We start from the raw sequence: 25,050 nt of genomic DNA, 5'->3' as shown, positions 1-25,050 counted from the left end.
CTTTTTTGGACTTAAGCTATGAAAAATAGATTGATTTTGTGGGCCTTTGTATGCCAGTGCACACTGTTGTTTGCGCAGCCCAAGCAGGCTCGTTTCTTTTCTTTGCAGGATGGGTTGAGCAACCAGCAGGTGCTGGATATTGTACATGATGACGAGGGCTTTACCTGGGTGGCGACAGAATTGGGCTTAAATAGATTCGCTGGAAAATCCTTTAAATCCTATTATGCATCCGAAAGCCAGGATGGCCTTTCGCTCAATAGCAACGAGATCAACACGCTTCTATTTGACGATCGAAAGCTCTATATCGGCACACGCTCCAATGGCCTGAATGTGCTTGACTTGAACAGCAATACGTTTACCTATTACCTGCACGATCCTAAAAATCCGAAATCCATTGCTACGAACGATATCACCGATCTAATCAAAAGTAAGGACGGCACGATGTGGCTGGCAACTTATCATCAGGGGGTTCAGCATTTTGACCCTCAAAAAAAAGTATTCACGCCGATCAATAAGAAGAATCTGCCACAGCTTCCCGAAAATAGCATTTGGTCCCTGGCCGAAGATAAAAGACGTACCCTCTACATCGGTCATGTGAATGCGGGACTCACGATATTGGATCCGGTCCGCCGCTCGGTCAGACAATTGACAAGCTTAAATTCGGACTATCGCTTGCCCGATAATGAAGTGAAAGCGCTTTTTTGCGACCGCTATGATAATATCTGGATCGGCACCCGCAAGGGCCTGGCAGTTTACCATCCTTTAACGGGGCGACTTCAGTTCATCCCTTTGGCCAGGCTCGCAAAAGGCAAGACCGAACCCTTCGTATATTCCATCAAGGAAATTGATGACAAGTTATGGATAGGTGCGGAATCTTCACAGCTTTTTATCTTGAAGCCAGACTATGGCTATGACAGTCAGGTAGCAGGTTTCAGGCAACAGCATGCTGTTGATTTGGGAAAAGGAAATAATGCGATGGTCCAACATATTGCGCCTGATCGATTCGGCAACGTATGGTTGGCATTATATGGTGGTGGCCTGGGGGTCATCAGTCACCTAAAGCCATTCTCTGATTTTTTCCCGGCCGAAGGGGTATTATCAGAACGCCTGGCAACCGTCAGTGGGATCTATGAAAATGAAAATAGGACCATGAGCTTGACTACGGAAGGCTCCGGAATAGTGGATACCGATCAGAAAGGTAGGCTGTTGCGGCAATTGAACAGCAAAAGCGGCGCTCCGGATGATTTTATCCTTTCGGCTTTCAAGGATCAGAAGCAGCAGATCTGGCTGGGCCTGAGAAAGGGCGGGGTGGCGGTAAAATATAAGGGATCAGATCGTTGGCAGGATGTCTTTTTGGGAGAGCAGGTGACTGACGTCCGCACGATTTACGAAGATCACCAGGGCTTTATCTGGATCGCTGCCCAGCAAGGACTGTTTATTTATAATCCGCTGGATAGAACGGTGCAGAAGTTGTTGATCAATAAGCCTATGCTAGGAGACTACGCGCCAAGGGCAATTGTGGAAGATGAACAGCATAATATCTGGGTGGGTACTTACGGACAGGGTTTATATGTATTTGACCAGCATCGGAAACTGATCCGAAAAATGAACCGGGGCAACGGCCTGCGCAATAACACCATCAACCACCTGCTACGCGACCGCAACAATACGATTTGGATCGCGACCAATGAGGGTGTGGCGATGCAGCGGGCGCAGCAGAAAATAGGTGATCTGACCCTATTGACCCCGCCGGGAGAAGGCGCCTGGCTATTTACAAATGCCCTGGCAGAGGACCAGTATGGAAATATCTGGTGTTCCACAAAATCGGGCATGCTGCGCTATGTACCGCAAGAAAAACGTTTTTTGCAGTATGACGAACATTTCGGCCTTCCTTTAGGTGGTTTTATCAATGGAAGTGTAGGAAAAAATAGCCAAGGGCGTTTGTTTTTCGGAATGCAAGAGGGTGTATGTTCTTTTGAACCGGGTAATTTACCTTTGAACTTGCCCGTATCGCCCGTGCGCATCGGTCGCTTTACGGTGTTTCAATCTGGGGAGTCCAACAGGCAATTGGATAAATATCCCGGCCCAACCCAGGAGGTGGAACTCAGGCATGACGAAAACAGTTTTCGCGTTGAGCTCGCCGTGATGGACTATGCCCTAAACGGTCTCGTAGAGTTTGGTTATCAGTTGCAGGGATTTAACAACGACTGGATTTTTTTGGGAACGGAGACAAACCTGGATTTTCGTAATATTCCCTATGGTGACCATGATCTTTTGATCCGCACGCGCATGAAAAATGGGCAATGGTCGCCAACATTGCTGCGGCTGAAGATCAAAATTGCAGCTCCTTTTTACCTGAGTCTACCCGCAAAGATCGCCTATGCATTAATTGTTTTACTGTTTATCTACACCTTAGTTTTCTTTTACATCAAGCGGATGCATGCCGAAGCCGAGCTTAAATTTAAAGACAGAAAGCATAAACAGGAGGAAGAACTCTACAACGAACGCATGAGTTTCTATACGCACATGACACATGAACTGCGTACGCCACTGACCCTGATCCTAGGCCCGCTGGATGATCTGGCGCATGAAGAGCAGTTAAATGCTAGGCACCGGGGGCTTGTGCAGACCGTTCAGCAAAGCGCCAGTCGCCTTTTTAACCTGGTCAACCAGCTCCTTGAATTCAGGAAAGTAGAATCTCAGTTTAAGCCCCTTGTGTTGGAAGCCGGATCTTTGGCGGAGATGCTCACCGATCTCGTCCATAAATATAAAGCGTTAAATAACAAACCCGGATTAGCATTGCTTGCCGACTTGCCCGAAGCAGATGTAAGAACGCTATTTGATCCGGAGATCGTACAACTTATCGTCGATAACTTACTTTCAAATGCCTATAAATATACGGCTGCGGGCTCCATTAAGTTGCATTTACATTACGAGGGCTCCGATATAAACCATTGGGCGGTACTCACGGTGACGGATACGGGCTGTGGAATACCGGCGCCGGAGATCGACCGCATTTTTGAGAAATTCTACCAGATCCCAAAGACCGGTATTCATGGTACTGGCATAGGCCTAGCCTTGGTGAAGGAGCTTGTTGCCATTCATCAGGGACAGATTGATGTGCAGAGCACGCTGGGGATGGGTACGGTGTTTACGGTTAGATTTCGGATGAGCAAAGTCAGTCCGAAAGAAGCAGAATCAACATTGGCCAGGCAGCGTAGCCTCATCTTATTTGTTGAAGACAATCCAGAATTACGTGCCTATCTGGGCGACAGTCTATCGCAGCAATATGATGTTTTGCTAGCCGAAAACGGCGCAATAGCATTTGAGCTCGCAAGCGCAAGAATGCCGGACTTGATCATAAGCGACATTATGATGCCTGAACTGGATGGCTTTCAGCTAGTCGAAAAACTAAAGCAGACGGCTTGTACGAGTTCCATTCCCTTACTGTTGCTGACCGCAAAAGATACAGATATGGATAGACAACGTGGTTATGACCTGGGCATAGATTCTTATCTGGTCAAGCCTGTTAGCACGCAGCTGCTGCACAAACGGATACAAAATTTGCTAGGAAGGACCAAGCCACTTCACAATAACCCCGAACATCATCGGGAGCAAAAAGATACGCAGGATGTCTGGTTCCGCGAAAATGAATTTGTACGCGATTTTATTGCGATCGTTGAACAGCACATGCAGGATGAGCTGCTGGATGCGGCAGCATTGGCAGAAAAAATGAATATGAGCCAATCCACACTTTATCGGAAACTCAAGGGAATCACCGGTAAAAATATCAATCAGCTCGTTCGTAAGATACGGATTCATAAAGCGGCAGACTTACTGAAAACAGGTAAATACAACGTCACCGAAGTATCCTTTCTGGTCGGTATCAACAGTGTCATCTATTTTCGGCAATGTTTTAAAGAAGAGTTTGGACAGCTGCCTTCAGCATTTCAAAAATCTGATCTGAAATTACAGGTACAAGGGAATTAAAAATAGATTTAAAGCATTCAGTCCAGCGAACCAAAAAAATAACCTAGAACACCAAAAAAGACTGTTTTTGACCAAAAATTGTATGCTAATTGACGGATTTGTATACGTTCTGCGCAATCAAAAACGGCTAAGTTTGGACAGTTAATCCAATTATAAATCTACATGCGGGACGAGAACAGGGCAGTATATTCTTACTGTCTTTACCAGCTGGATTTTATTATTTACTATTAATAAGTATTAAAATTTATGAACAACCTAAAGATTGTTTCTCTTTATACCATGTTGAGCGTTGTGCCAACACTGGTATATGCCCAAGAGAAGATTACGGGGCAAGTTTTTAACAAAGCGAATGAACCTATCGTAGGTGCTAGCGTTGTTATTGAAGGTGGCGGCAAGGGAACCTCCACCGACAAAACGGGGAATTTTGAACTGCATGCTGACAAAGGAATTCTTATGGTATCCTTTGTGGGATACAAAACGTACCGTGTTCCATTAAATGGGACGAAAAACCTGAAAATTCAACTGGAAAACGACGACCACGTATTAGAAGATGTTGTGGTCGTTGGGTATGGCAAACAATCTAAACGCAATATTACCGGTGCCGTTAGCAACATCAAGTCTGACGATATTGTACGTTCTTCGTCGACAACGACTGCTGGTGCACTGGCCGGTAAGGTGCAGGGTATTTCAGTAAGGGCAAAAGATGCCCGCCCTGGCCGCGGAGCGTCCATTGAAATTCGCAATATGGGTTCGCCTCTTTACGTAATTGACGGGGTGGCCTATGGTGGTCAGGAAGGAACAGACTGGGTAGGCACGCAGAACGGCTCCGGTGCGGATATATTTAATGCGCTCAACCTGGAGGATATCGAAAGTATTTCTATCCTGAAGGATGCGGCAGCCGCGGTGTATGGCTTTCGCGCCTCCAAAGGTGTGGTGCTGATCACCACCAAGAAAGGCGCGAAGGGGGATCGTGCAAAGATCAACCTCAATGGTTACCGAGGCTGGCAGAATCTGACACGCTTTCCGAAAATGGCAAATGCCAAACAGTATACACGTGGCCTCGTGGAGGCTGCACAAAATGTAAATCGAGATCCCAATTTAGTGTATACACCTGAGGAACTCGCCAAATGGCAGGCAGGGACCGAACCAGGTTACCAAGGTTATGACTATTACGATATGGTGATCCGTAAAAATATTCCGCAAAGTTATATCAATGCAAATATTACCGGCGGAAGCCAAAAATCCAATTATTTTCTCTCGATCGGCCATTTGAATCAAGAGGCCATGATCAAGGACTTTAATTACAAGCGAACGAATTTGCAGGCGAATATGGAGGCAGAAGTGCTGAAGGGGCTGACAATAGGAACGCAGATTTCAGCACGGCATGAAGGCACGCAGGATGTTGGCTTACCTGGTGGGGATGGTTATTTTTCATCCATATTGGCTATAATGAAAAATCGGCCGACCGTGGGGCCTTATGCCAACGATAATCCGGAGTACATCAACCATACAAATGATTTTCCTTATAATCCGGCGCTTTTCAGTCGCGATATTGTTGGCTACAAGGACAATAAATACCTTGCTGGAAACGTGAATCTCTTTGCGGCTTACAAAACTACTTTTGGTCTCTCGGCGAAAGGGACTGTTTCGTACAATTATACCAACAATAAATTTGAAGGTTTTCAATATACGTATGATGTGTACCGTTATGAAAACGATATATACAAACGGACCGGGGGAAGTGATGCCGGATGGCGCTACGACACCAACAGGGAGATTGTTTCCAGGTTTGCCCAATTCCAGATTGACTACAATAAGCAGATCGGGGATCATAGTCTAGCCGGGATGTTGGGTTACGAACGTTCGGATTGGGACAGAACGTACAAAGCTTTAGGCGCAAATCCATCCAACAAATATATTCCACTATTGCGTCTTTCGGAACTCAATGGTTTAAGCGATGAATGGGCCTATGAAGCGCGGGCAGGTTATATTGGCCGGATCAATTACAACTACAAAGGAAAATATTTATTGGAAGTATTGGGGCGCTATGATGGCTCCTACAAATATTATGACGGTAAGCGCTGGGGGATTTTTCCAGGGGCCTCCTTGGGTTGGCGGATCTCAGATGAGCGCTTCTTTCAACCTTTAAAGTCTGTGGTCAACGATTTAAAATTGCGGGCTTCCATTGGGCAGACGGGACTTGAAGAAGGTGTGGGCATGCATGACTACCTGGCCGGGTATAACTGGGCGGCAGGAAGTGCGGTGCTAGATGGTACTTATGTTCCCGGTGTACAGCCCCGAGGATTGCCGGTACGAAACCTTTCCTGGGTAAAAAACACCAATTACAACATCGGTATGGATGTTTCTCTATTGAATAATAAACTAACGCTAACGGCGGATGCCTTTAAGATTATTCGGACAGGATATCCAGGCAAGCGTTATGATGTGCTGTTGCCGGCCGAAATTGGATACGACCTGCCGAATGAAAACTTAGGTAAAAATGGATACTATGGTGCGGAGGGTATTATCACCTATACAGATAAAGTTGGCGAACTCAATTATGTTGTCAGTGGAAACATGACTTTCTCGCGTTTTCGTGACCTCGAAACCTATAAACCGCGTTTCAGCAATTCATGGAATGAATACCGGAGCTCGATTGAAGACCGTTGGGGTGGCGTATGGTGGGGATATCAGGTGGTTGGAAGGTTCCAGTCGGAGGACGAAATCCGTAACCATCCCATCAACAATGATGGTCAGGATAACCGCACGCAATTGCCGGGCGACCTAATCTACAAAGATGTGAATGGCGATGGTATCATCAATGACATGGACCAACGCCCGATTGGTTATCCGACAGGCTGGGCACCGATGATGACTTTTGGCGGCCGGATCGGTCTGGACTGGAAAGGTATCAACCTGAATATTGACCTGGCTGGCGGTGCAATACAATCCTGGTTTCAGGACTATGAACTGCGCAATGCTTTTCATGGTGGGGGCAACTCGCCGGCGTATCTGCTTGAAGATCGATGGCACCGCAAAGATCCCTACGATCCAAATAGCGAATGGATTCCGGGATATTACCCGGCTATCCGGAATGGCAATTCAGGCCCCAATAGCGTCAACAGTGATTTTTGGCTGACCAATGTTCGCTACCTCCGTGTACGGAATCTTGAGCTCGGGTACAACCTGCCCAAAGCCTGGATACAAAAATTAAAGGCCGAGAAAGTACGGTTCTATATTAATGCCTCGAACCTGATTTCCTTTGACAATGTGAAGGATTTCCAGATCGACCCTGAGATAGAAGCCCGAGCTGCAGTGGTATATCCGCAGCAGAAAGTATTTATGGTTGGATTTAACATGACTTTTTAACATGAAATTACGATTGATATCTATGGGGATTGCAATGTTTGCGGTTTCCTTACTGAACAGCTGCAATCACGACGACTGGTTTGATCGCGAATCAAAGACCTTGATTACAGATCAGCAGCTTTGGAATGATCCCAAACTGCTGACATCGCTGGTGGCCAACTATTATGATCGGCTGCCGACCCTGCATGGTGTATTCAATACCGGCGGAATGACCGAACTGGATGACGCCATGTGGTCCGGCCATCGCGACCAGAACTGGCGCAATGATTTTCAATTCGGTGATGACTATGGTCGCTATTGGGATTATGGTTTGATTAGGGACCTGAACCTTTCGCTGGAGAATATTGCAAAATTCAGTACGCAATTGAGTGATGCGCAGCGGAAGCAATATAATGCCGAAATACGCTTTATTCGTGCTTTCGTATATTTTGAACTGGTCAAACGTATGGGCGGTGTACCTATTGTGACGACACAGCTTATCTATGATTTCAGCGGGGATCCAACGCCTTTGCAAGTGGCCCGCTCCAAGGAACATGAGGTCTATGATTTTATCTACCAAGAGCTGGAGGAGATCAAAGAAGACCTGGCGGCAAACAACGCCAGCAAAACAAGAGCGAATAAATACGCTGCATTGGCGCTCGAAAGCCGCGCCATGTTATATGCGGCATCCATCGCCAAGTATAATAACCTCATGGCTTCGCCAATAACAACTGCCGGTGGAGAAGTGGGTATTCCCGCGAATATGGCTTCGGCCTATTACAGCAAGTCACTGGCGGCATCCAAGGAAATTATCAGCGCCCCCTTTGCCTTATATACGGAAAATGCCGATAAAGGGGCCAATTTCTACGATATGCTCAATAAGAAAACAGGCCGCGAGGTCATCTTCGCCAAGGATTATGCGACCAGTCTAAAAGTTCACCGCTTTGCTTACGACAATATTGTCAGAAGTCTTACGGAGGATAATGAGTCCTCGTTGACGATTTCCCCATCGCTGAGTTTTGTCGAGAGCTTTGACTATCTGGATGGTCGTAAAGGAACTTTACACACTAAAAATACGGATGGCAATTATGTTGCCTATCCCCATATCGATGCTATTTTTGCCAACAAAGATGCACGTCTGTATGGTACGGTTATTTACCCAGGTAGCGCTTTTCGCGGCCGTTCGGTCAGTATCCAGGCCGGAGTGGCAATTTGGAACAACAATAAATATCAACTGCACGCAGCTGCGCAACTTGGGCAACAGTTAAAAGAGGAACTCGGAAAGGAATATGCTGGCGGATTATGGACCGGTTTTGATGGTCCATTGTACGACGCGCAGGATGTGAGCAATACAGGGTTCTACATCCGGAAATTTGTAAGCGATGCGCCTGCAGCCAGTACACGCGGTACCTCGGCAGCAAACTGGTGGCCCTGGTTTCGGCTAGGCGAAATATACCTCAATGCCGCTGAAGCTGCTTTTGAACTTGGTCAGGTGGCCGATGCTACGGGCTATGTGAACAAGCTGCGTGAACGTGCTGGATTTCCGGTCAACAGCGTGACCAACCTGACCATGGATATCATCCGTAACGAGCGTCGTGTTGAACTCGCATTTGAAGACCACCGTTTTTATGACCTCAAAAGATGGCGCATGGCGCATCTGGTATGGGATGGATCTGAAAATGATACAAATGCCGTAGTCTATGGCTTATATCCTTACCGTATTGCCCGTCCCGGACATGTGGATGATGGTAAGTTTATCTTTGAACGCGTCAGACCGGCACGTTTCCGAAGAGCCCGTTTCTTCCGGATGGCCAATTACTATGCATCCATCAGCCAGGATGTCATCAATAAAAACCCGAAAATCGTTAGAAATCCATTCCATTAAATTATTCGTACGATGAAAATGAAACTATTAAGCTCTCTATTAGCTTGTATAAGCCTACTTTTTGTAGGATGTGAATATGATAATTATGAAGCCCCCAAATCAACACTTTCGGGCCGCATCGTTTATGAAGGTGCACCTGTCGGTGTCAGAAATAACGGACCACAACTTGAGTTATGGCAAGATGGTTTTCCCTTGCGCTCCTATATACCTGTTTTCTTAAATCAGGATGGCAGCTTCGCGGCCAGTTTATTCGACGGCACATACAAACTGGTCCGAAAAGGAGATTCTCCCTGGTTGCAGCAGGCTGCCGATACGATACTGGTTCAGGTAAAAGGGAATACGCACCTGGACGTACCTGTCATGCCTTATTTTACGATTAGCAATCCTTCTTTTCAGCAAAATGATAAGGGCATAACCGCGAATTTTACAGTCAATAAAATTGTAAATACGGCGAACCTTCAATTTGTTCGTCTATATCTCGGAAAGTCTATACTGACGGATCAGGGACAGCAGGAATTACGGGTGGATGCAAATCTGTCGTTGATCAGCTTTGGGCAGCCGGTCAGCATCCTGGCTACCTTACCGGACAATCTGAAAAACCTGGATTACGTATTTGCCCGCATAGGTGTCAAATCAACGGTGTCCAACGAATATTATTATACACAAATTCAAAAGATCGCCTTAAAATAAGTATGCTGATCAGAAAATTGCCGAACTTAATGCTTTAATTATCCAAGATAAATCTGAATGAAAAAAAATATTATTCTCCTCCTCCTTACCTTGTTTTTAGTACATGTTACCTGTTATATTTATGCACAGGCCTATCGCAATGGGCCGACCGAAAAGGATTTTGCCGGTTATTTATTTGCTTATTTTAAGGGCAATGCTGTGGCAGATGAAGCTGTCTGTTTTGCCATTAGTACCGATGGTTATACCTACCGTGCGTTGAACGGTAATCGTCCGGTACTGGATTCGAAGACCATCAGTAAAACCGGAGGTGTCAGGGATCCGCATATTCTCCGTGCTGAGGATGGAAAGACATTCTATATGGTACTGACCGATATGACCTCCTTCAAAGGCTGGGATTCCAATCGCGGTATGGTCCTGCTAAAATCGCAGGATCTGCTGCACTGGTCGCATCAGGCCATCGATTTCCAGCAGCGATTCACTGGGCAGGAAGATCTGAAGCGTGTATGGGCGCCACAGACCATTTTTGATTCGGCAGCAGGAAAATATATGGTCTATTGGTCCATGCAGCATGGGAATGGTCCGGATATCATTTATTATGCCTATGCCAATAAAGATTTTACCGATTTTGAAACCGAGCCAAAAGTGCTCTTCGTACCTAAAAACGGTAAATCCTGTATTGATGGCGATATTATCGAAAAGAATGGCCTGTTTTACCTCTTCTACAAAACGGAAGGTCACGGCAACGGGATCAAACTTGCCATGACCGATTCCCTGACTTCGGGAAAATGGATCGAACAAGTGGGGTATAAGCAGCAAACAAAGGATGCCGTAGAGGGATCAAGCGTCTTCAAGCGAAATCAGTCGGATCAATATATCCTGATGTATGATGTGTATGGTAAGGGAAAATACCAATTCTGTGTTTCCGATGATCTCGATCGTTTTAAAGTGATCGACCAAGAGATTGATATGGATTTTCATCCCCGTCATGGAACCATCATACCCCTTTCCAGAGATGAGCTGACCCAGTTGACGTCTCATTGGGGCAAACCCAAGGATATACCGCTTGCGTTGAAAAAGAACCCAATTCTGGACGGCTTTTATGCAGATCCCGATATTCTTTACGCCAACAAAACCAAAAGATATTATATCTATCCAACAAGTGATGGATTTGATGGCTGGGGCGGCTACTATTTTAAGACCTTTTCTTCGGCCGATCTTATCCATTGGAAGGATGAGGGTGTCATCCTAGATCTTAAAAAAGAGGTTCCCTGGGGACCACGACATGCATGGGCACCAACGATCACCGAGAAAAAAGTCAAAGGCGACTATAAATATTACTACTATTTTACGGCGGCGCAGAAAATCGGTGTCGCCGTAGCGGACCAGCCAACGGGACCATTCAAGGACTCGGGCACACCGTTGATCGATTTCAAACCTCCCGGCGTAACTGGCGGGCAGGAGATCGATCCGGCGGTGTTCAATGACCCCAAGTCAGGTAAAAGTTATTTGTATTGGGGGAACGGTTACCTTGCCGTTGCCGAACTAAATAAGGATATGGTCTCCATCAAAAAGAATACAATGAAGGTATTGACGCCTGACAAAACATTTCGTGAAGGGGTATATGTGATCTTTCGCAATGGAATATACTATTTTCTCTGGTCAGAAGATGATACCCGCAGCGAAAATTACCGGGTTCGCTATGGAACATCAACCTCTCCCTATGGTCCGATCCGGGTGCCCGAGAACAATCTGATCTTGCAAAAAGATCCGGCGAAAGGAATCTATGGTACTGGTCATAACTCGGTCTTGCAGGTGCCCGGAACTGACGAATGGTATATTGTCTATCATCGGTTTAATTATCCAAATGGGATCAGGATGGGGGATGCAGCAGGTTTCCATCGGGAAGTATGCATGGATCGGCTTTATTTCGATGCAAATGGCCAGATCGTACCTGTCATTCCAACCCATTAATATCAATCAGATCAACCTAAACGACTACATAACATGAGCATAATAATAAAAAATATAGCGATCCTTGCTGCATCAGTTTTAATCGGGCTGAGCTCCGTTTACGCCCAGCCGGGTTTTGGTGTCGCTCAGCGGATCAATGCAGACTGGCAGTTCCAGTTAGAAACCGCAGGAGCAGCACAAAGCGCAACAGCAATAAACGAGCAGTCCTGGAAATCGGTTAGGCTACCCCATGACTGGGGCGTGAAGCAGCCCTTGAGTCCAAGCCTGGCCAGCGCCACGGGATATTTACCCGGGGGTATAGGCTGGTACCGAAAACAACTGTCCATACCTGCTGAAGACCAAGGAAAGAAGATCTTTCTTTATTTTGAAGGTGTTTACAACCGCAGTGAAGTTTTTGTCAACGGCAAATCTGTCGGTAAGCGACCCAATGGCTATGTATCATTTTCTTATGACATCAGCCCGTATATTGAATTTGGAAAGGAAAATACCATTGCGGTCAAGGTCGACCATAGCAAAAGTGCGGATTCGCGCTGGTACACTGGATCTGGCATCTATCGGGATGTTTGGGTCGTCAAGGCCGATCAGGTGCATCTGGATCAATGGGGGGTATATGCCTATCCGGAACTTAAGGGTGGGAAAGGAGTACTCCATACTGAAATTACGGTGGTCAACAGTTCGTCCTTGCGTAGCCCAATTACCGTGCAGCAGGAGCTCATCGATGCCGAAGGCAGGCTCATTGAGAAAAAATCCGGGCAGCTTACTATCGCTGCTGCAGATAAAGCACGCCTAGACCTGAAATTGACAGCATCAAATCCAAAGCTGTGGAGCTTAACGCAGCCTATACAATATACATTGCGGACGACGCTTTGGCAAAAAGGTAAACAGATAGATCAGTCTGAAGTAAAGACCGGTTTTAGGACCTTTACCTTTGATCCGGATAAAGGCTTCGCCTTAAACAACCAATGGATGAAAGTGAAAGGTGTCTGCTTGCATCACGATGCCGGTGTCCTCGGTGCCGAGGTCTATACCGAAGTGTGGAAGCGTCGCTTACTCACGCTAAAGTCACTGGGTGTTAACGCCGTGCGTACGAGCCACAACCCACAGGCGACCTCACTTTATAATTTATGTGATGAGCTTGGTCTGTTGGTCATGGATGAAGCATTTGATGAATGGGAATTTCCGAAACGAAAGTGGCAACAGGGCTGGAACGTTGGCATACCTGGTTTTGAAGGAGCGTACGATTTTTTTGAAGAGTGGGGGGAGCGGGATTTGGCCGATATGGTCCAAAGGGACCGGAATCACCTGTCGATTTTTGCCTGGAGCATAGGCAATGAAGTGGATTATCCCAATGATCCCTATTCCCATCCGATTTTGAATGGCGAGAAAAAAGAAGGTGGTTTTACCCAGGCCTCTTATGGGGGTTATAAAAAAGATGCACCAGATGCCATGCGTTTGGGCGATATTGCCAAACGCCTTGTGGCTGTGGTAAAAAAATACGATCGCAGCCGGGCGGTAACGGCAGGCCTGGCGGGTGTAGCGATGTCCAATGAAACGGCCTACCCCGGAGCACTTGATATTGCGGGATACAATTATACGGAGAGCCGATATCAGGAAGACCACCAGCGTTACCCGACACGTGTCATATTTGGTAGTGAAAATCGGCATGATCTTCCGGCGTGGCTGGCTGTACGCGACAATGCGCATATATTTGGACAGTTCCTGTGGACGGGGATCGACTATCTAGGCGAATCGGGCCGTTGGCCTTCGCGTGGTTTTTATTCGGGCTTACTTGATTTTGCTGGCTTTATCAAACCCAGGGGATATTTTCGCCAATCTTTGTGGGCAGAAAAACCCATGGCTTATTTGGGAACCTATCCATTGGCAGGAGCGACCACGAGGACGGATGTGTGGTCAGCTTCGGAAACCGAGCAGCAACAACGAAAAAACGAAAAACCCTCGATGGATGCCTGGCCAATCTGGAATTATCAGGACGGTCAGCTGATCCGGGTGGTCTGCTATACCAATAGTACTGCAGCCCGACTAACACTGAATGGGCAGACCGTGGGTGAAGAGAAAAAATACGATGCAAAAACAGGAATTATCTTTTGGGATATCCCTTATGCCACTGGTAGGCTGGAAGTGATCGGGCTGGACAGCAATGGAAAAGAAGTTGTCCGCCATGCGATTCAATCCAGCCAACGGCCGGCATCCATTCAGGCGGTGCTTGTTGGGGATCCATCGATTAAAGCGGGCGGCCTGCTGCAGCTGATGGTACAGCTTGTCGATGAAAAGGGCATTCCCGTGGTTCTTTCAGAAGATGAAATTACCTGCGATATTACCGGGAATGCACGTTTATTGGGTATGGAGGCCGGAAATAATGCCGATATGGGCGATTATACGGATAATAAACAGCGGGTCCATCAAGGCAAAATGATCGTTTATGTGCAATCAACGGGCAAATCGGGGGACCAGATTACCATTCAGCTGACCTCACCCTGGCTGAAAGCCGCCACGGTATCCTATAGCGTTAACTGATGGGCCTATTCATCCGAGCGGAGTGTCCGTATTTCTAAAATTTTATGACTGGGGGACGTTGATGTCCCCTTGATTTTTACCTCTATTGTCGACATAGTGGTACTTCCTTTGGGAAGCTTTATGCGCGAGGTTTTAACAACAGCACTGCTATCAGTGCTCTTTAGGGTTTCAACAAGGATTCCATTGATCCAGATTTCGCTGGTCCGCAGCGCAGTATCTGTCATATACTTCAGGTATAATGCACTAGCATCTGTATTTTTTAGCTGGTAACTGAACCAGCCGCTGGTTTCACGCCAACGCGTATCGTCAGTGCTCCCGGCCTTGCTATTTTCTTCCCGAAAGAAATGATCCGATTCCGGCTGTTGTTCACCCGCAATCACCTTATCCACCGTGATTGCAGTGAGGGCAAGGCTTTCGCGTTCATCCCTTTCAATTTTATCCTGCAGCTGTTGAAGTTGGCTGGCAGTTGTTTGTGGCCAATACAGCATATACCTACTATCATGAAGACCATAGAAAGGTTCAAGTTCCATGTTTACCGTGTCTTTGCCCTGACGAAGTCCTGTGAGTGTAAAATGCAATGGTCTGTCGGAGATAGGATGAATAAGTGTCGGGATCGCTTTAGGATCAGTGACAAGGATAGGGATATCGCGCAAAGGGATCTGTTTTCCAGATGCGATATGACCCATCCGGCTATCGTCGGCCTTTAGTCCTGTGAGATCACTTGTTCCCGAACGTGCAGCGAGCACAACAGGCCCATAGGATATGCTGTAATAGTTGCTTTGGTCAGGCAACTGTTCAGTCTGGATTTCCATCGGTAATTCCATACGCAGGCGATCTCCGGGCTTCCAGACTCGTTTTATGATGACATGTGTTTCCGTGGACTCCGTAACGGGATAAGGCTTTCCATTTATTGAAATTTTGGGATTATCTTTCAACCATTTAGGTCTGCGCAGATAAAGTGTAAATTCACGTTTTCTTTTGGAATTTATGATCAGCGAGGTATACGCTTCCTTTGGAAAGTTGTTGTCCTGAATAATCTCGATGTCCTTTTCTTTCCAATGCAATTGGGAGGGAACAAAGAGATTGACGTACAAGTCATCCTGTTTATGCGCATAAATCATTTCGCCATACTTGGCATGGTTTTCCATGCCCGACCCAACACAGCACCACATACTCGTCTGCGGTTGCGAATAGACGCGATAATGTCCAGGACGGATCTGCGTAAAGTATACAAGCCCCCCATGTTCGGGATGCTGACTCGACAAAATATGATTGTATAATGCCCTTTCGTAAAAATCAATGTACTTGGCCTGTGGGTCTGTGCGGTACAGCATTTTTGTGAGCCGCAGCATATTGTAGGTATTACAGGTTTCGGGCCCTTCGATGCTCTGAACCATCTTTGAGAAATCGTTTGTTGGATTAAAATGTTCACTGACGCTATTTCCGCCGATGGCAATGGATCTATGTAATACCACATTATCCCAGAAGTAGCGTACGGCCCCGGTCCATTCCACATCCTTGGAGAGTTCCCCAATCCGGGCGAAACCCAGGACTTTTGGGATCTGCGTATTGGCGTGTAGCCCCGTTAATTTATCTTGATGTTTTGTTAAGGGAACCAGGATAGACTGATGGGAGAATTTACGCGCAAGATCCAGGTATTTGGGGTTTTGAGTAATTGCGGCAATATCGGCAAAACTTTCATTGAGTCCACCGTGTTCACTGCGCAACATGTCCTGCACCTGTGCATCAGACAGTTGAGAAACCAATTTGCAAGCCCAATCAGTCATCTCAATAAGCATATTTTTAGCGCTTTTATCAGCAGTTAGCAAGTAGACGTCCCGTAATCCGGCATAGGTTTTATGAATATTGTAAAGCGGGACCCACTTTCCGTTCAGGCTAAACGTACTCGATTGGATATTTCCGGCATGAATTTCTTCCCAAATACGTTTACCACCGGGGACACCGCCGATATAGCCATTTCCATTTGCCTGCTGACAGCGCTGCAGGTTTACAATCATATAATCAAGCCGTTCTTTGATACGTAGATCTCCAGTAGAGGCGTACATATTGGCAAGCGCGGAAAGATAATGACCACCAATATGACCGTCCAAACCCGTATTTTCCCAGTTGGTATATGACTCTTTAACGACTGCTAATCCCGCTTCCCTTAAGAATGGAGCGAGGAGACGATCGGGGTCCATCTCCAATAAATACTGCAAATCAAGCTGTTGGGCATGATAAAAGGGACTTGGTAATAATCGGACATCCTGTAGATCGAAATAATTGAGCTCTTTGGAGGCCTGTGCAAATAAAGAGGAACAAAAGAACAATGCAAGGATCGTATGGGAAAAACGGCTGTTTAATTTCATTTTAAATTCAGGGTATCTAATCAGCTGCTTAATAATGTTATTCAGCGATTTGGTTATTGGTTATGATGTGCTAATGTACTGTTAAACCAAAGATATAAATTAGGTAATAGTTTTTAAGTGTTTTTTTTACATTTATTATTTTCCTATTTTTCCGGTTAAATACAGCCTTTTATTATCCTCTCTATAATTCTTCTTTTAAATTCAAGTGGAGAGATCTCGGTCTTTAGTTATTAGCAGCATGTAATCCCATTATTATTTTTATAACCAAACGGATATATATATTAATATCGCGAATCGTGAAGCAATCATAGCGAATATTAAAGGGTCATTTTTTTGCATGATCCTACACCATACTTTTATCATCAAATAGGGCGTAGGTCTGCTCTATAGCATGTTCAAAATTAAACCAAAATGAAATGAAAAAACTATTCATGAGTGTGGTAGCGGTGGCGGTGATGTCATCAGCTGCATTTGCAGGTGCAGGAAAAGCACCTATCAACAAAACAGCTGAAACCAAAGCTGTTAAAGTTACAACGGTAAGCGAAAAAAAGGAAGCACCGAAAATGGTCCACAGCTCACCGGACGGCACAAGACGTATTGAGATGGTGGAAATCAAGACGGCCAATTCATCGAAAGTCAGATGTACATTCCGAATTGATTACTACGTGGGTGGACAGTATGACGGTTCGGTAACGATCAGTGGTAATTATTCCAGCTGTGGTAATTTCTTCTGCCGGATGAAGGAACTGTTGACAGATACCTACGGTAGCAACGCTTATTACAACTAATCGTCTAGCTGCTAAGTTAATCATCAAAAAATTTAAATCCGAAAGTGGACCTCCGGGTTCACTTTCACATCTTTCAGTGCTATGAGATCTTATTTTTTAGTTTGTTTATTGTTATGTTCGGTCTGGGGTGTGCAGGCTCAGAAGCTGCATGCCGTTTATGAATATATTCCCTCCGGGGTTGCGACCTTTCGGGAGCATGTGTACGCTGAAAATGGGGTAAAAACTGTTGTCCGCGATTCCCTTCCCGTTGCACGGGATACCAATGCCGATGACCTGGATCAGGACCCGGGAAGTATATTTGCTTTATCGCTGGACATGGGAAAAAATTTCAGACGGGTGGTCATCCAAAAAAATGACGATAAGGAAATACTGGAAACACGCTCACTGGAGGGCGTCAATTATCTAGTCAAGGATCAGTTCCCAGACCTGATCTGGAATACAAACTATAGCAGTACCGACACCATGGGAAAATATGTATGCCATAAGGCTACGGCGAATTATCGCGGTACTACGCTGATCGCTTACTATACCAACAGCATTCCGGTACCGATAGGGCCATATAAATTCGGTGGACTGCCGGGGCTTATCGTCATGCTATATAATGAAAGCGCAAACCCCAATTACTGGATCCTCAAAGAAATAGGATATCCGTATGCCGGTGATATCCCCGTACAGGAATCCTATATCTACGCATTGCCTAAATTGACACTGCAGGAATATATCAGGAAATATGAAACAATCTCCGAAGAGAAAAAGCGTATTCTGGAGAGTAAATTTCCCACCAGCGAGGTTGTTATCGAGGAAAGAACCAAGGCACGGGGCACCGTGGAGCAGGCATATGAATGGGAACAGAAAAACGTAAATAAATAGGTATCTACTGTTTTTGGTCCTGTGGCCCTGCATTATTTTGTCACATGCACAGGCTCAGCTATCCGTCCATGGATCGGTGACTTCCAATGGACAGCCTGTCGGCAGTGTACGGGTAGAGCTGCGCCTATTGCAGGATTAGAATTTATTGGCCTATACCTTCACGGATGGAGCGGGGCGATATCGACTGGCTGCAAAACAAGCGGGACCGCAGGTTCTGTCCTTTACAATTACTACCAATTATATAAAAATTAGTTGATATTATACAACTTATATTGATTTATAAATCAGAACTTTGCAGGGTATTAACTATATCACTTCGAATGTTTGTCCGTCCGAAGATTAATGCAGAGATACGGATGGGTGGATATCGAAATTTTAAACAAAAAAATTAGATATCATGAAAGCGTTGTATATTTCCCTATTTATCTCTCTCGCTATGCTCTCCACTGCGATCTACGCGCAGGATGGAAAAATAGGTACAGAAATCTCAACAGCGTTAAAGGATAATATATATCTTTCCAGGCTGAATTATCCAAAATCAGTTATCAGGTTCTATACGGACAATTATTCAGGATATCATTGGACAGATAGTCGACAAAGGCAAGATCAATCGGAAATAGCGCTCGCTATGCTGGCACAGGCCAATCATTATGGACTGTCGCTCTCCGATTATCATTTAGAAAACCTCTCATTTGAAAAATTAAAACAATGGCGGGATTTTCCTTCCGAAAAGAATCAAAAGGAAAGAAGCATGTTTGATCTACTGCTGACAGATGGCCTTATTACCTTTATTAATGACCTTCACTTTGGGAAATATAATCCATTATACCATAAGTCGCGTATTGATACCAGTAGGATCAATGGATTTTGTGCGGATGAGATATTGTCTACAGCAAGACTGCAGACGGATTTTCGGGGAGCAATACGCAATGCCCAGCCAAAGATCAAAGCTTACACTGATCTTCAGGCTTATCTGGATAGTTCCTACACAGATAATAATATGATGACTTCTCAAGCGGAAATGGGTAAGATCATCATTAATATGGAACGCCTGAGATGGATCAGCATGCAAAGTGAAAACTATATTATGGTAAATATCCCTTCATATACGCTGGAATTTCATCAAGGGGACGAGATGTCCGACTTTAAGGTTGTGGTAGGAAAGCCAACATCAAAAACACCTGTTTTGGAAAGTGAAATCAATTATTTTTCAACAGCACCCGACTGGCGAGTTCCACAAAGTATTTTCCGTAAAGAAATGCTGCCCGAAATTTTGAAAGATAGGAGCTACCTAGCTGATCATAATTACTCGATCTATGACGGATCGGGCAATAAAGTCATCGTGAATGCATCAAAATTGAGACAGATCAATAACAATCCTTATAACTATAGTGTAAGGCAATCCTCAGGTCAGGACAACGCATTGGGTGCCGTCGTATTTAGATTTCAAAATCCCTATGGCGTATACCTTCATGATACTGCTCAGAAACAGTTTTTTGATCGCGAGAAAAGGGCGCTCAGTCATGGCTGTGTACGTGTGGAAAATGCGGATCGCCTTGCCGCTATGCTATTATCATATGATGGTTCAGAATACAAAATTTCAGCGTTGGAAAACGCAGTACTGTCTTACGAAAAGAAAGATTTTGTGCTGAGCCAGCCCGTGCCGATTATAATAACTTACTTGACCTGCCTTATAAAAAACGGAAAGCCGACTTTGTACACTGATATTTACCAATTTGACAAATCACTGGAAAACAAATTTAATCAAAATAAATAATGACATCAGGACAGCATAGTATCGCCGCTCATGTTAGATGTGTTTAAAATAAAATGTTTACTGCTTAGCGAAAAGTGATAAGGATCATCGTAAAGAATAGCGGTGATCATGATGTAAAAATTATTATAGATCTAACTTTAGGGTATCAAACCATTAAATAAATTCATTATGAAAACCACAGAAACCCCTGATCAACTAGTTCAATCTTCACTTGTATCGCAGATAGAAGATTTTTGGAGTAAAGACGAACTTACCGGTGCACTGGAAAAAATGGAACCAACCATAAATATCATTGAAAAAAATGGGGTTTATAAACTCAGAGTTTCAGCTCCAGGATTTAAAAAGAGAGATTTTAGGGTGGCCGTCGAAGATCGGTCACTGATCATTAGTGCAGAGCACAGTGTTGAAAAGAAAGAAGAAAATGAAAATTATGTAAGGAAAGAATTCTCCGCCAATTCATTCTCCCGTAGCTTCCACTTACCAGATAATGTTACCCTGGACAACATAAAAGCCACTTACAAAGATGGGCTGCTAAACATCACCATTAATAAAACTAATCCAGAGGAACAAGAGGTAAAAGACATCAAAGTACGATAAATATAACTTCGTGGCATTCATAACGCTCTGGCGAGCATTTAAGAGTTTTCTTTTAAAAAAATACATTGCCGGATAAGCATGAGTTTCATTAAAAAGATGAAAATGGAAACTATTTTTATAAAATCTCTCGGAGGGGCCGGAACAGTGACCGGATCAAAGCATTTATTAAAAACTCCCGAACTCAACATATTAGTCGATTGTGGCTTATTTCAAGGAATTAAATCCTTACGTGAACAAAATTGGGAATCCTTAAATATTCCGATAGGAGAAATTGACCTGGTCATTCTTACCCATGCCCATCTGGATCATTGCGGTTATCTCCCTCTACTCGTGAAAAATGGATTTAGAGGTAAGATCTATATGACTGAGCCTACCGCGGAACTGACAAAATTGATCTTGCTTGATAGCGCGAAGTTACAGGAAGAGGATGCGAAAAAGGCTAATCAGCATCATTATACCAAACATCATCCTGCAAAGCCTTTATACACTAAAGTGGATACCGAACGCGCTTTCGAGCATTTTTATACTGTTCAGGAAAATACCGATATTAAGCTAAGCGGTCACATTCAATGTCAGTTTAAGCCTTGCGGCCATATCATTGGCGCCTGCTCGGTGGCAATTACATGCTTTGACAAAACGATCGTCTTCTCAGGTGATATTGGACGAAACCATAGCGAAATTCTACCTATCCGTGATTTCTTTACCGAAGCGGATTTCTTGGTCATGGAGTCTACTTATGGTGACAGATTGCACGACAAGACAGATTTGTATGATAGTCTGGAACATTGGATCAACCTTACGGTTAAAAATCACGGAAACATTATTATTCCAAGTTTTGCAGTTGGTAGGGCACAAGAACTTATCTATATGCTCTTTCGCTTAAAGGAACAGAACAAAATCCCGCACAATCTACCGATAATCCTGGATAGTCCTATGGCTGCTACTGCCACAGCTATCATGGTTGATTATGCCGAATATACCAATGTTGATAAAAGAGAATGGCTGAAAATTGTTGAAAGTATTGAAATTAACAGAGATTATATTAATACAGTGGAGATCATTCAGGATAAAACGAGTAAAATCATTATTGCAGGTAGTGGTATGATCACAGGGGGACGGGTGCTTGAATACTTGAAACATGATATAGGAGACAGTCGGAACACAGTATTGATTGTAGGGTTTCAGGCAGAAGGTACGCGCGGCAGGGCTTTGTTAAATGGAGCTCACGAGTTGAAGATTCATGGCAGCTACTACCCCGTAAAAGCAAATATCGTAGAATTGACAGGATTATCAGCGCACGCTGACCAGTATGAATTAGTGGAATGGATCAGAAAATATAAAACTCCTCCCCAACAGATCATGCTGGTACATGGCGAATCATGTGCATTGGAAGCATTACGCGTAAAGATCCAAACAGAACTAGAAATACCCGTTAAAATTTTAGTCAAAGATGAGCAATTTGCACTCACATAATTTACCAGATTCACGTTATGACTAGTTAACATCCAATTTATAAAAGTAAAATTTTGGAGAACATATTCTGTAAAATAGTGTTTCTTATACAGTCAGTAGATAACCGTTTCTCTATTAAGCAATTTCTTTATGACATATAATATCCCCAGTCATCTTAAAGGCCTCAGTCAGGAAGAAGTAAATCGTGCCAGGGCAAAATATGGGTTTAACCAGTTGGCGGCAGGCCATAAAAGTACCGGGCTGGAATTGCTTTTGGGAGTTTTAAAGGAGCCCATGCTGATCTTACTGATCGTTATTTCACTGATCTATGTGATTGTGGGCGACTATGCTGAAGCAGCTTTTATGTTGGTAGCGATTGTGGCGGTCACTGCGATCTCATTCTATCAGGACAACCGTAGCAAGAAAGCGTTGGAAGAGCTTGAAAAACTCAATGAACCCCTGAGTGTGGTCATCCGAGATGCACAGGTGGTCAAGATTCCTACACGGGAAATTGTTGTAGGCGACCTTTGTATCACAGAAGAAGGGCGCATGGTAAATGCAGATGGAATTATAGTGCACAGCAACGATTTTTCGGTGAACGAGTCGTCCCTCACAGGAGAGAGTTTCTCCGTGTTCAAGGATAGTACGACAACCGATAATTTCGTTTATAGCGGCACAATAACAGTGTCGGGACTTGCTGTTTTTCAAGTACAAAAGATAGGCAAAGAGACGCGCGTCGGCAAAATTGGCGAATCCATACGAACGATAAAAGAAGAGATCTCGCCTTTGCAGGTCCAGATCCAAAAATTTGTCAAGGCAATGGCAATCGTTGGACTCGCTATTTTCCTGCTGGTCTGCCTCTTTAGTTATCTGGATACGCACAATATCGTAGAGAGCCTGCTCAATGGGCTGACATTGGCGATGTCTGTACTACCCGAGGAGATTCCTGTCGCATTTACAACATTTATGGCACTGGGGGCATGGAAGCTCATGCGCGAGGGTATTATCATCAAAAGGAGCAGTATTGTAGAGACCTTGGGGAGTACCACAGTAATCTGTACCGACAAAACAGGTACCATTACGACCAACATCATGCAATTAAAAAACCTGTATGATTATCATTCAGATACGGTGTATGCTGAAGGTGAATTTGAGCATGAAGCACTTCATGAGCTTATTGACTATGCAATGTGGAGCAGCGAGCCCGTGCCTTTTGATCCCATGGAGATCACCTTGCATAAAATATACGAAAAAACGCAAAAAAATGATTTAAGAAGGAGTTATCAGCTGTTTCATGAATATCCGCTGGAAGGCAGGCCGCCCATGATGACCCACCTTTTTGAAAATAGTGAGCATGAGCGGATCATTGCGGCCAAGGGGGCACCCGAGGCGATACTCAGTGTTTCCCAGCTCTCCGAAGCCGATCGAGGCAGGATAAGAGAGGTGATTAACACTTTTGCTCAGCAAGGTTATCGAATTCTGGGTGTTGCCAAAGCAAATTTTGAAGGAAATGACTTCCCTGCAAAACAGCAGGATTATAAGTTTGAGTTTTTAGGGCTCACGGTATTCTATGATCCGCCCAAAGAGGGGATAAGGGAGGTTTTTCAGCAAATCTATGCTGCGGGGATCAAGGTAAAAGTGATTACAGGCGATAACGCCGAAACAACAAAGGCAATTGCATTGCAAGCAGGAATTGTCAATGACACGCCGGCTGCAAATGGTAGCGAAATCGTTGGGAATACCGAAGATGATATCATAAAGCTAGCTGAGCGGACAACACTATTTACCCGAATGTTTCCCGACGCCAAGCTTGCGGTCGTCAATGCGTTGAAAAAGAGTGGTGAAGTTGTGGCCATGCTCGGAGACGGTGTAAATGACGGTCCAGCATTGAAAGCAGCGCATATCGGTGTCGCTATGGGAAATAAGGGAACCGAAATCGCCAAATCAGCGGCGGCATTGGTCATTACAAATGATGATTTGCAGAAACTTATTGTTGGCATCGCTGCGGGTCGCCGGATTTATACCAATATCAAAAAGGCTGTGCAGTATATTATTTCCATTCATATTCCCATTATTCTGACGGTATCCTTACCCTTGTTTTTGGGATGGATCTATCCACAGATATTTACACCCGTCCATGTGATCTTTCTGGAACTTGTCATGGGGCCTACCTGTTCTATTGTTTACGAGAATGAACCTATCGAAAGAAATACGATGAAACAACCTCCGAGAGCAATGGGGAAGACTTTTTTGAGTATCAGTGAATTGGGGATAAGCATTATCCAAGGGATAGTGATCACACTTGGAGTCTTATTTAGCTATCAGTTTACTGCCCAGCATGGCGGGAGCGAAGAAAAAACAAGGGCGATGGTTTTCTGTACCTTGATCTTTGCGAATATATTGTTGAGCTATGCCAACCGTTCTTTCTATTATAGCATAGTCGAAAGCTTTAAGAACCGTAATTTTTTACTGGTAGGTATCTCTTGTGTAGTGCTTATCCTGCTATTTGTCATAGTGTACTGTAGGCCGGTTGCTGCTTTCTTTGAGGTAGCAGCGCTTAGCACATCTGAATTGGCTATAGCGCTGGCCGTCGCAAGCGTATCTGTACTCTGGTTTGAAATTTATAAGCTCATGAGGAGGGCGTAGACCATATCATTTAATAACTGTCAATATCATATCTTCCAGCTGTGGTCAGCGATCTTAAGGGCAACATAAAAGTATCTATTCTTTTCAAAATATCTGTGAAGATATCGAAGACGACTTAAAAAGAAGTACTAT

General features: G+C 44.7%; 13 protein-coding genes. 12 read left to right on the top strand and 1 reads right to left on the bottom strand.

Annotated features, from left to right (window positions below; genetic code table 11):
* Nucleotides 1–18: 18 nt before the first annotated feature.
* The 6 genes from AC07UV_RS19005 to AC07UV_RS18980 all read left to right on the top strand — a co-directional run bounded on the left by AC07UV_RS19005 (nucleotide 19) and on the right by AC07UV_RS18980 (nucleotide 14,419).
* Nucleotides 19–3,990, top strand: coding sequence for a two-component regulator propeller domain-containing protein (locus tag AC07UV_RS19005; RefSeq protein ID WP_495184894.1), 3,972 nt, complete (start codon nucleotides 19–21; stop codon nucleotides 3,988–3,990).
* Nucleotides 3,991–4,236: 246 nt separating this feature from the next.
* Nucleotides 4,237–7,359: a SusC/RagA family TonB-linked outer membrane protein gene (locus AC07UV_RS19000; RefSeq protein WP_495184893.1), complete on the top strand. Its 3,123-nt coding sequence runs from the start codon at nucleotides 4,237–4,239 to the stop codon at nucleotides 7,357–7,359.
* Between the two features lies 1 nt (nucleotide 7,360).
* The gene (locus AC07UV_RS18995; protein ID WP_495184892.1) at nucleotides 7,361–9,223 is read left to right on the top strand and encodes a RagB/SusD family nutrient uptake outer membrane protein; all 1,863 of its coding nucleotides are present in this window, start codon (nucleotides 7,361–7,363) and stop codon (nucleotides 9,221–9,223) included.
* A 12-nt stretch (nucleotides 9,224–9,235) separates the two neighbouring features.
* Nucleotides 9,236–9,913, top strand: a complete 678-nt coding sequence (locus tag AC07UV_RS18990) for a DUF3823 domain-containing protein (protein WP_495184891.1) — start codon at nucleotides 9,236–9,238, stop codon at nucleotides 9,911–9,913.
* Between the two features lie 57 nt (nucleotides 9,914–9,970).
* Nucleotides 9,971–11,884 carry a glycoside hydrolase family 43 protein gene (locus AC07UV_RS18985; protein WP_495184890.1) on the top strand — a complete coding sequence of 638 codons (1,914 nt, stop codon included), beginning with the start codon at nucleotides 9,971–9,973 and terminating at the stop codon, nucleotides 11,882–11,884.
* Nucleotides 11,885–11,917: 33 nt separating this feature from the next.
* On the top strand, nucleotides 11,918–14,419 hold the full coding sequence (locus AC07UV_RS18980; protein WP_495184889.1) for a glycoside hydrolase family 2 TIM barrel-domain containing protein: 2,502 nt from the start codon (nucleotides 11,918–11,920) through the stop codon (nucleotides 14,417–14,419).
* Between the two features lie 5 nt (nucleotides 14,420–14,424).
* Here AC07UV_RS18980 and AC07UV_RS18975 read toward each other — a convergent pair whose 3' ends face one another.
* Entirely contained in the window at nucleotides 14,425–16,788 is a 2,364-nt protein-coding gene (locus tag AC07UV_RS18975) for a beta-L-arabinofuranosidase domain-containing protein (RefSeq protein WP_495184888.1), read from the bottom strand.
* A 416-nt stretch (nucleotides 16,789–17,204) separates the two neighbouring features.
* On the opposite strand from AC07UV_RS18975, the gene AC07UV_RS18970 reads away from it, so the two are divergent.
* The 6 genes from AC07UV_RS18970 to AC07UV_RS18945 all read left to right on the top strand — a co-directional run bounded on the left by AC07UV_RS18970 (nucleotide 17,205) and on the right by AC07UV_RS18945 (nucleotide 24,918).
* Nucleotides 17,205–17,576: a hypothetical protein gene (locus tag AC07UV_RS18970; protein ID WP_495184887.1), complete on the top strand. Its 372-nt coding sequence runs from the start codon at nucleotides 17,205–17,207 to the stop codon at nucleotides 17,574–17,576.
* An 81-nt stretch (nucleotides 17,577–17,657) separates the two neighbouring features.
* Nucleotides 17,658–18,446 carry a GLPGLI family protein gene (locus AC07UV_RS18965; RefSeq protein ID WP_495184886.1) on the top strand — a complete coding sequence of 263 codons (789 nt, stop codon included), beginning with the start codon at nucleotides 17,658–17,660 and terminating at the stop codon, nucleotides 18,444–18,446.
* Between the two features lie 397 nt (nucleotides 18,447–18,843).
* Nucleotides 18,844–20,223 carry a L,D-transpeptidase family protein gene (locus AC07UV_RS18960; RefSeq protein ID WP_495184885.1) on the top strand — a complete coding sequence of 460 codons (1,380 nt, stop codon included), beginning with the start codon at nucleotides 18,844–18,846 and terminating at the stop codon, nucleotides 20,221–20,223.
* A gap of 168 nt (nucleotides 20,224–20,391) precedes the next feature.
* Nucleotides 20,392–20,820, top strand: a complete 429-nt coding sequence (locus AC07UV_RS18955) for an Hsp20/alpha crystallin family protein (RefSeq protein ID WP_495184884.1) — start codon at nucleotides 20,392–20,394, stop codon at nucleotides 20,818–20,820.
* Nucleotides 20,821–20,922: 102 nt separating this feature from the next.
* Nucleotides 20,923–22,293 (top strand): MBL fold metallo-hydrolase RNA specificity domain-containing protein, encoded by a 1,371-nt coding sequence (locus AC07UV_RS18950; protein WP_495184883.1) that lies wholly within the window; start codon nucleotides 20,923–20,925, stop codon nucleotides 22,291–22,293.
* Between the two features lie 129 nt (nucleotides 22,294–22,422).
* Nucleotides 22,423–24,918 carry a cation-translocating P-type ATPase gene (locus tag AC07UV_RS18945; protein ID WP_495184882.1) on the top strand — a complete coding sequence of 832 codons (2,496 nt, stop codon included), beginning with the start codon at nucleotides 22,423–22,425 and terminating at the stop codon, nucleotides 24,916–24,918.
* The last annotated feature ends 132 nt before the right edge of the window (nucleotides 24,919–25,050 follow it).

It is taken from the genome of Sphingobacterium sp. GW821-FHT03E03, assembly GCF_059420745.1.
The sequence above is the reverse complement of the archived record's forward strand: the minus strand, read 5'-3'. Positions and strand labels throughout refer to the sequence as shown.

Excerpts from the sequence above, each read along its gene's own strand:
- AC07UV_RS19000 (WP_495184893.1), top strand. The coding sequence starts at position 4,237 with ATGAACAACCTAAAGATTGTTTCTCTTTATACCATGTTGAGCGTTGTG.
- AC07UV_RS18985 (WP_495184890.1), top strand. The coding sequence starts at position 9,971 with ATGAAAAAAAATATTATTCTCCTCCTCCTTACCTTGTTTTTAGTACAT.
- AC07UV_RS19005 (WP_495184894.1), top strand. The coding sequence starts at position 19 with ATGAAAAATAGATTGATTTTGTGGGCCTTTGTATGCCAGTGCACACTG.
- AC07UV_RS18995 (WP_495184892.1), top strand. The coding sequence starts at position 7,361 with ATGAAATTACGATTGATATCTATGGGGATTGCAATGTTTGCGGTTTCC.
- AC07UV_RS18960 (WP_495184885.1), top strand. The coding sequence starts at position 18,844 with ATGAAAGCGTTGTATATTTCCCTATTTATCTCTCTCGCTATGCTCTCC.
- AC07UV_RS18975 (WP_495184888.1), bottom strand. The coding sequence starts at position 16,788 with ATGAAATTAAACAGCCGTTTTTCCCATACGATCCTTGCATTGTTCTTT.
- AC07UV_RS18950 (WP_495184883.1), top strand. The coding sequence starts at position 20,923 with ATGGAAACTATTTTTATAAAATCTCTCGGAGGGGCCGGAACAGTGACC.
- AC07UV_RS18965 (WP_495184886.1), top strand. The coding sequence starts at position 17,658 with ATGAGATCTTATTTTTTAGTTTGTTTATTGTTATGTTCGGTCTGGGGT.
- AC07UV_RS18990 (WP_495184891.1), top strand. The coding sequence starts at position 9,236 with ATGAAAATGAAACTATTAAGCTCTCTATTAGCTTGTATAAGCCTACTT.
- AC07UV_RS18945 (WP_495184882.1), top strand. The coding sequence starts at position 22,423 with ATGACATATAATATCCCCAGTCATCTTAAAGGCCTCAGTCAGGAAGAA.
- AC07UV_RS18955 (WP_495184884.1), top strand. The coding sequence starts at position 20,392 with ATGAAAACCACAGAAACCCCTGATCAACTAGTTCAATCTTCACTTGTA.
- AC07UV_RS18980 (WP_495184889.1), top strand. The coding sequence starts at position 11,918 with ATGAGCATAATAATAAAAAATATAGCGATCCTTGCTGCATCAGTTTTA.
- AC07UV_RS18970 (WP_495184887.1), top strand. The coding sequence starts at position 17,205 with ATGAAAAAACTATTCATGAGTGTGGTAGCGGTGGCGGTGATGTCATCA.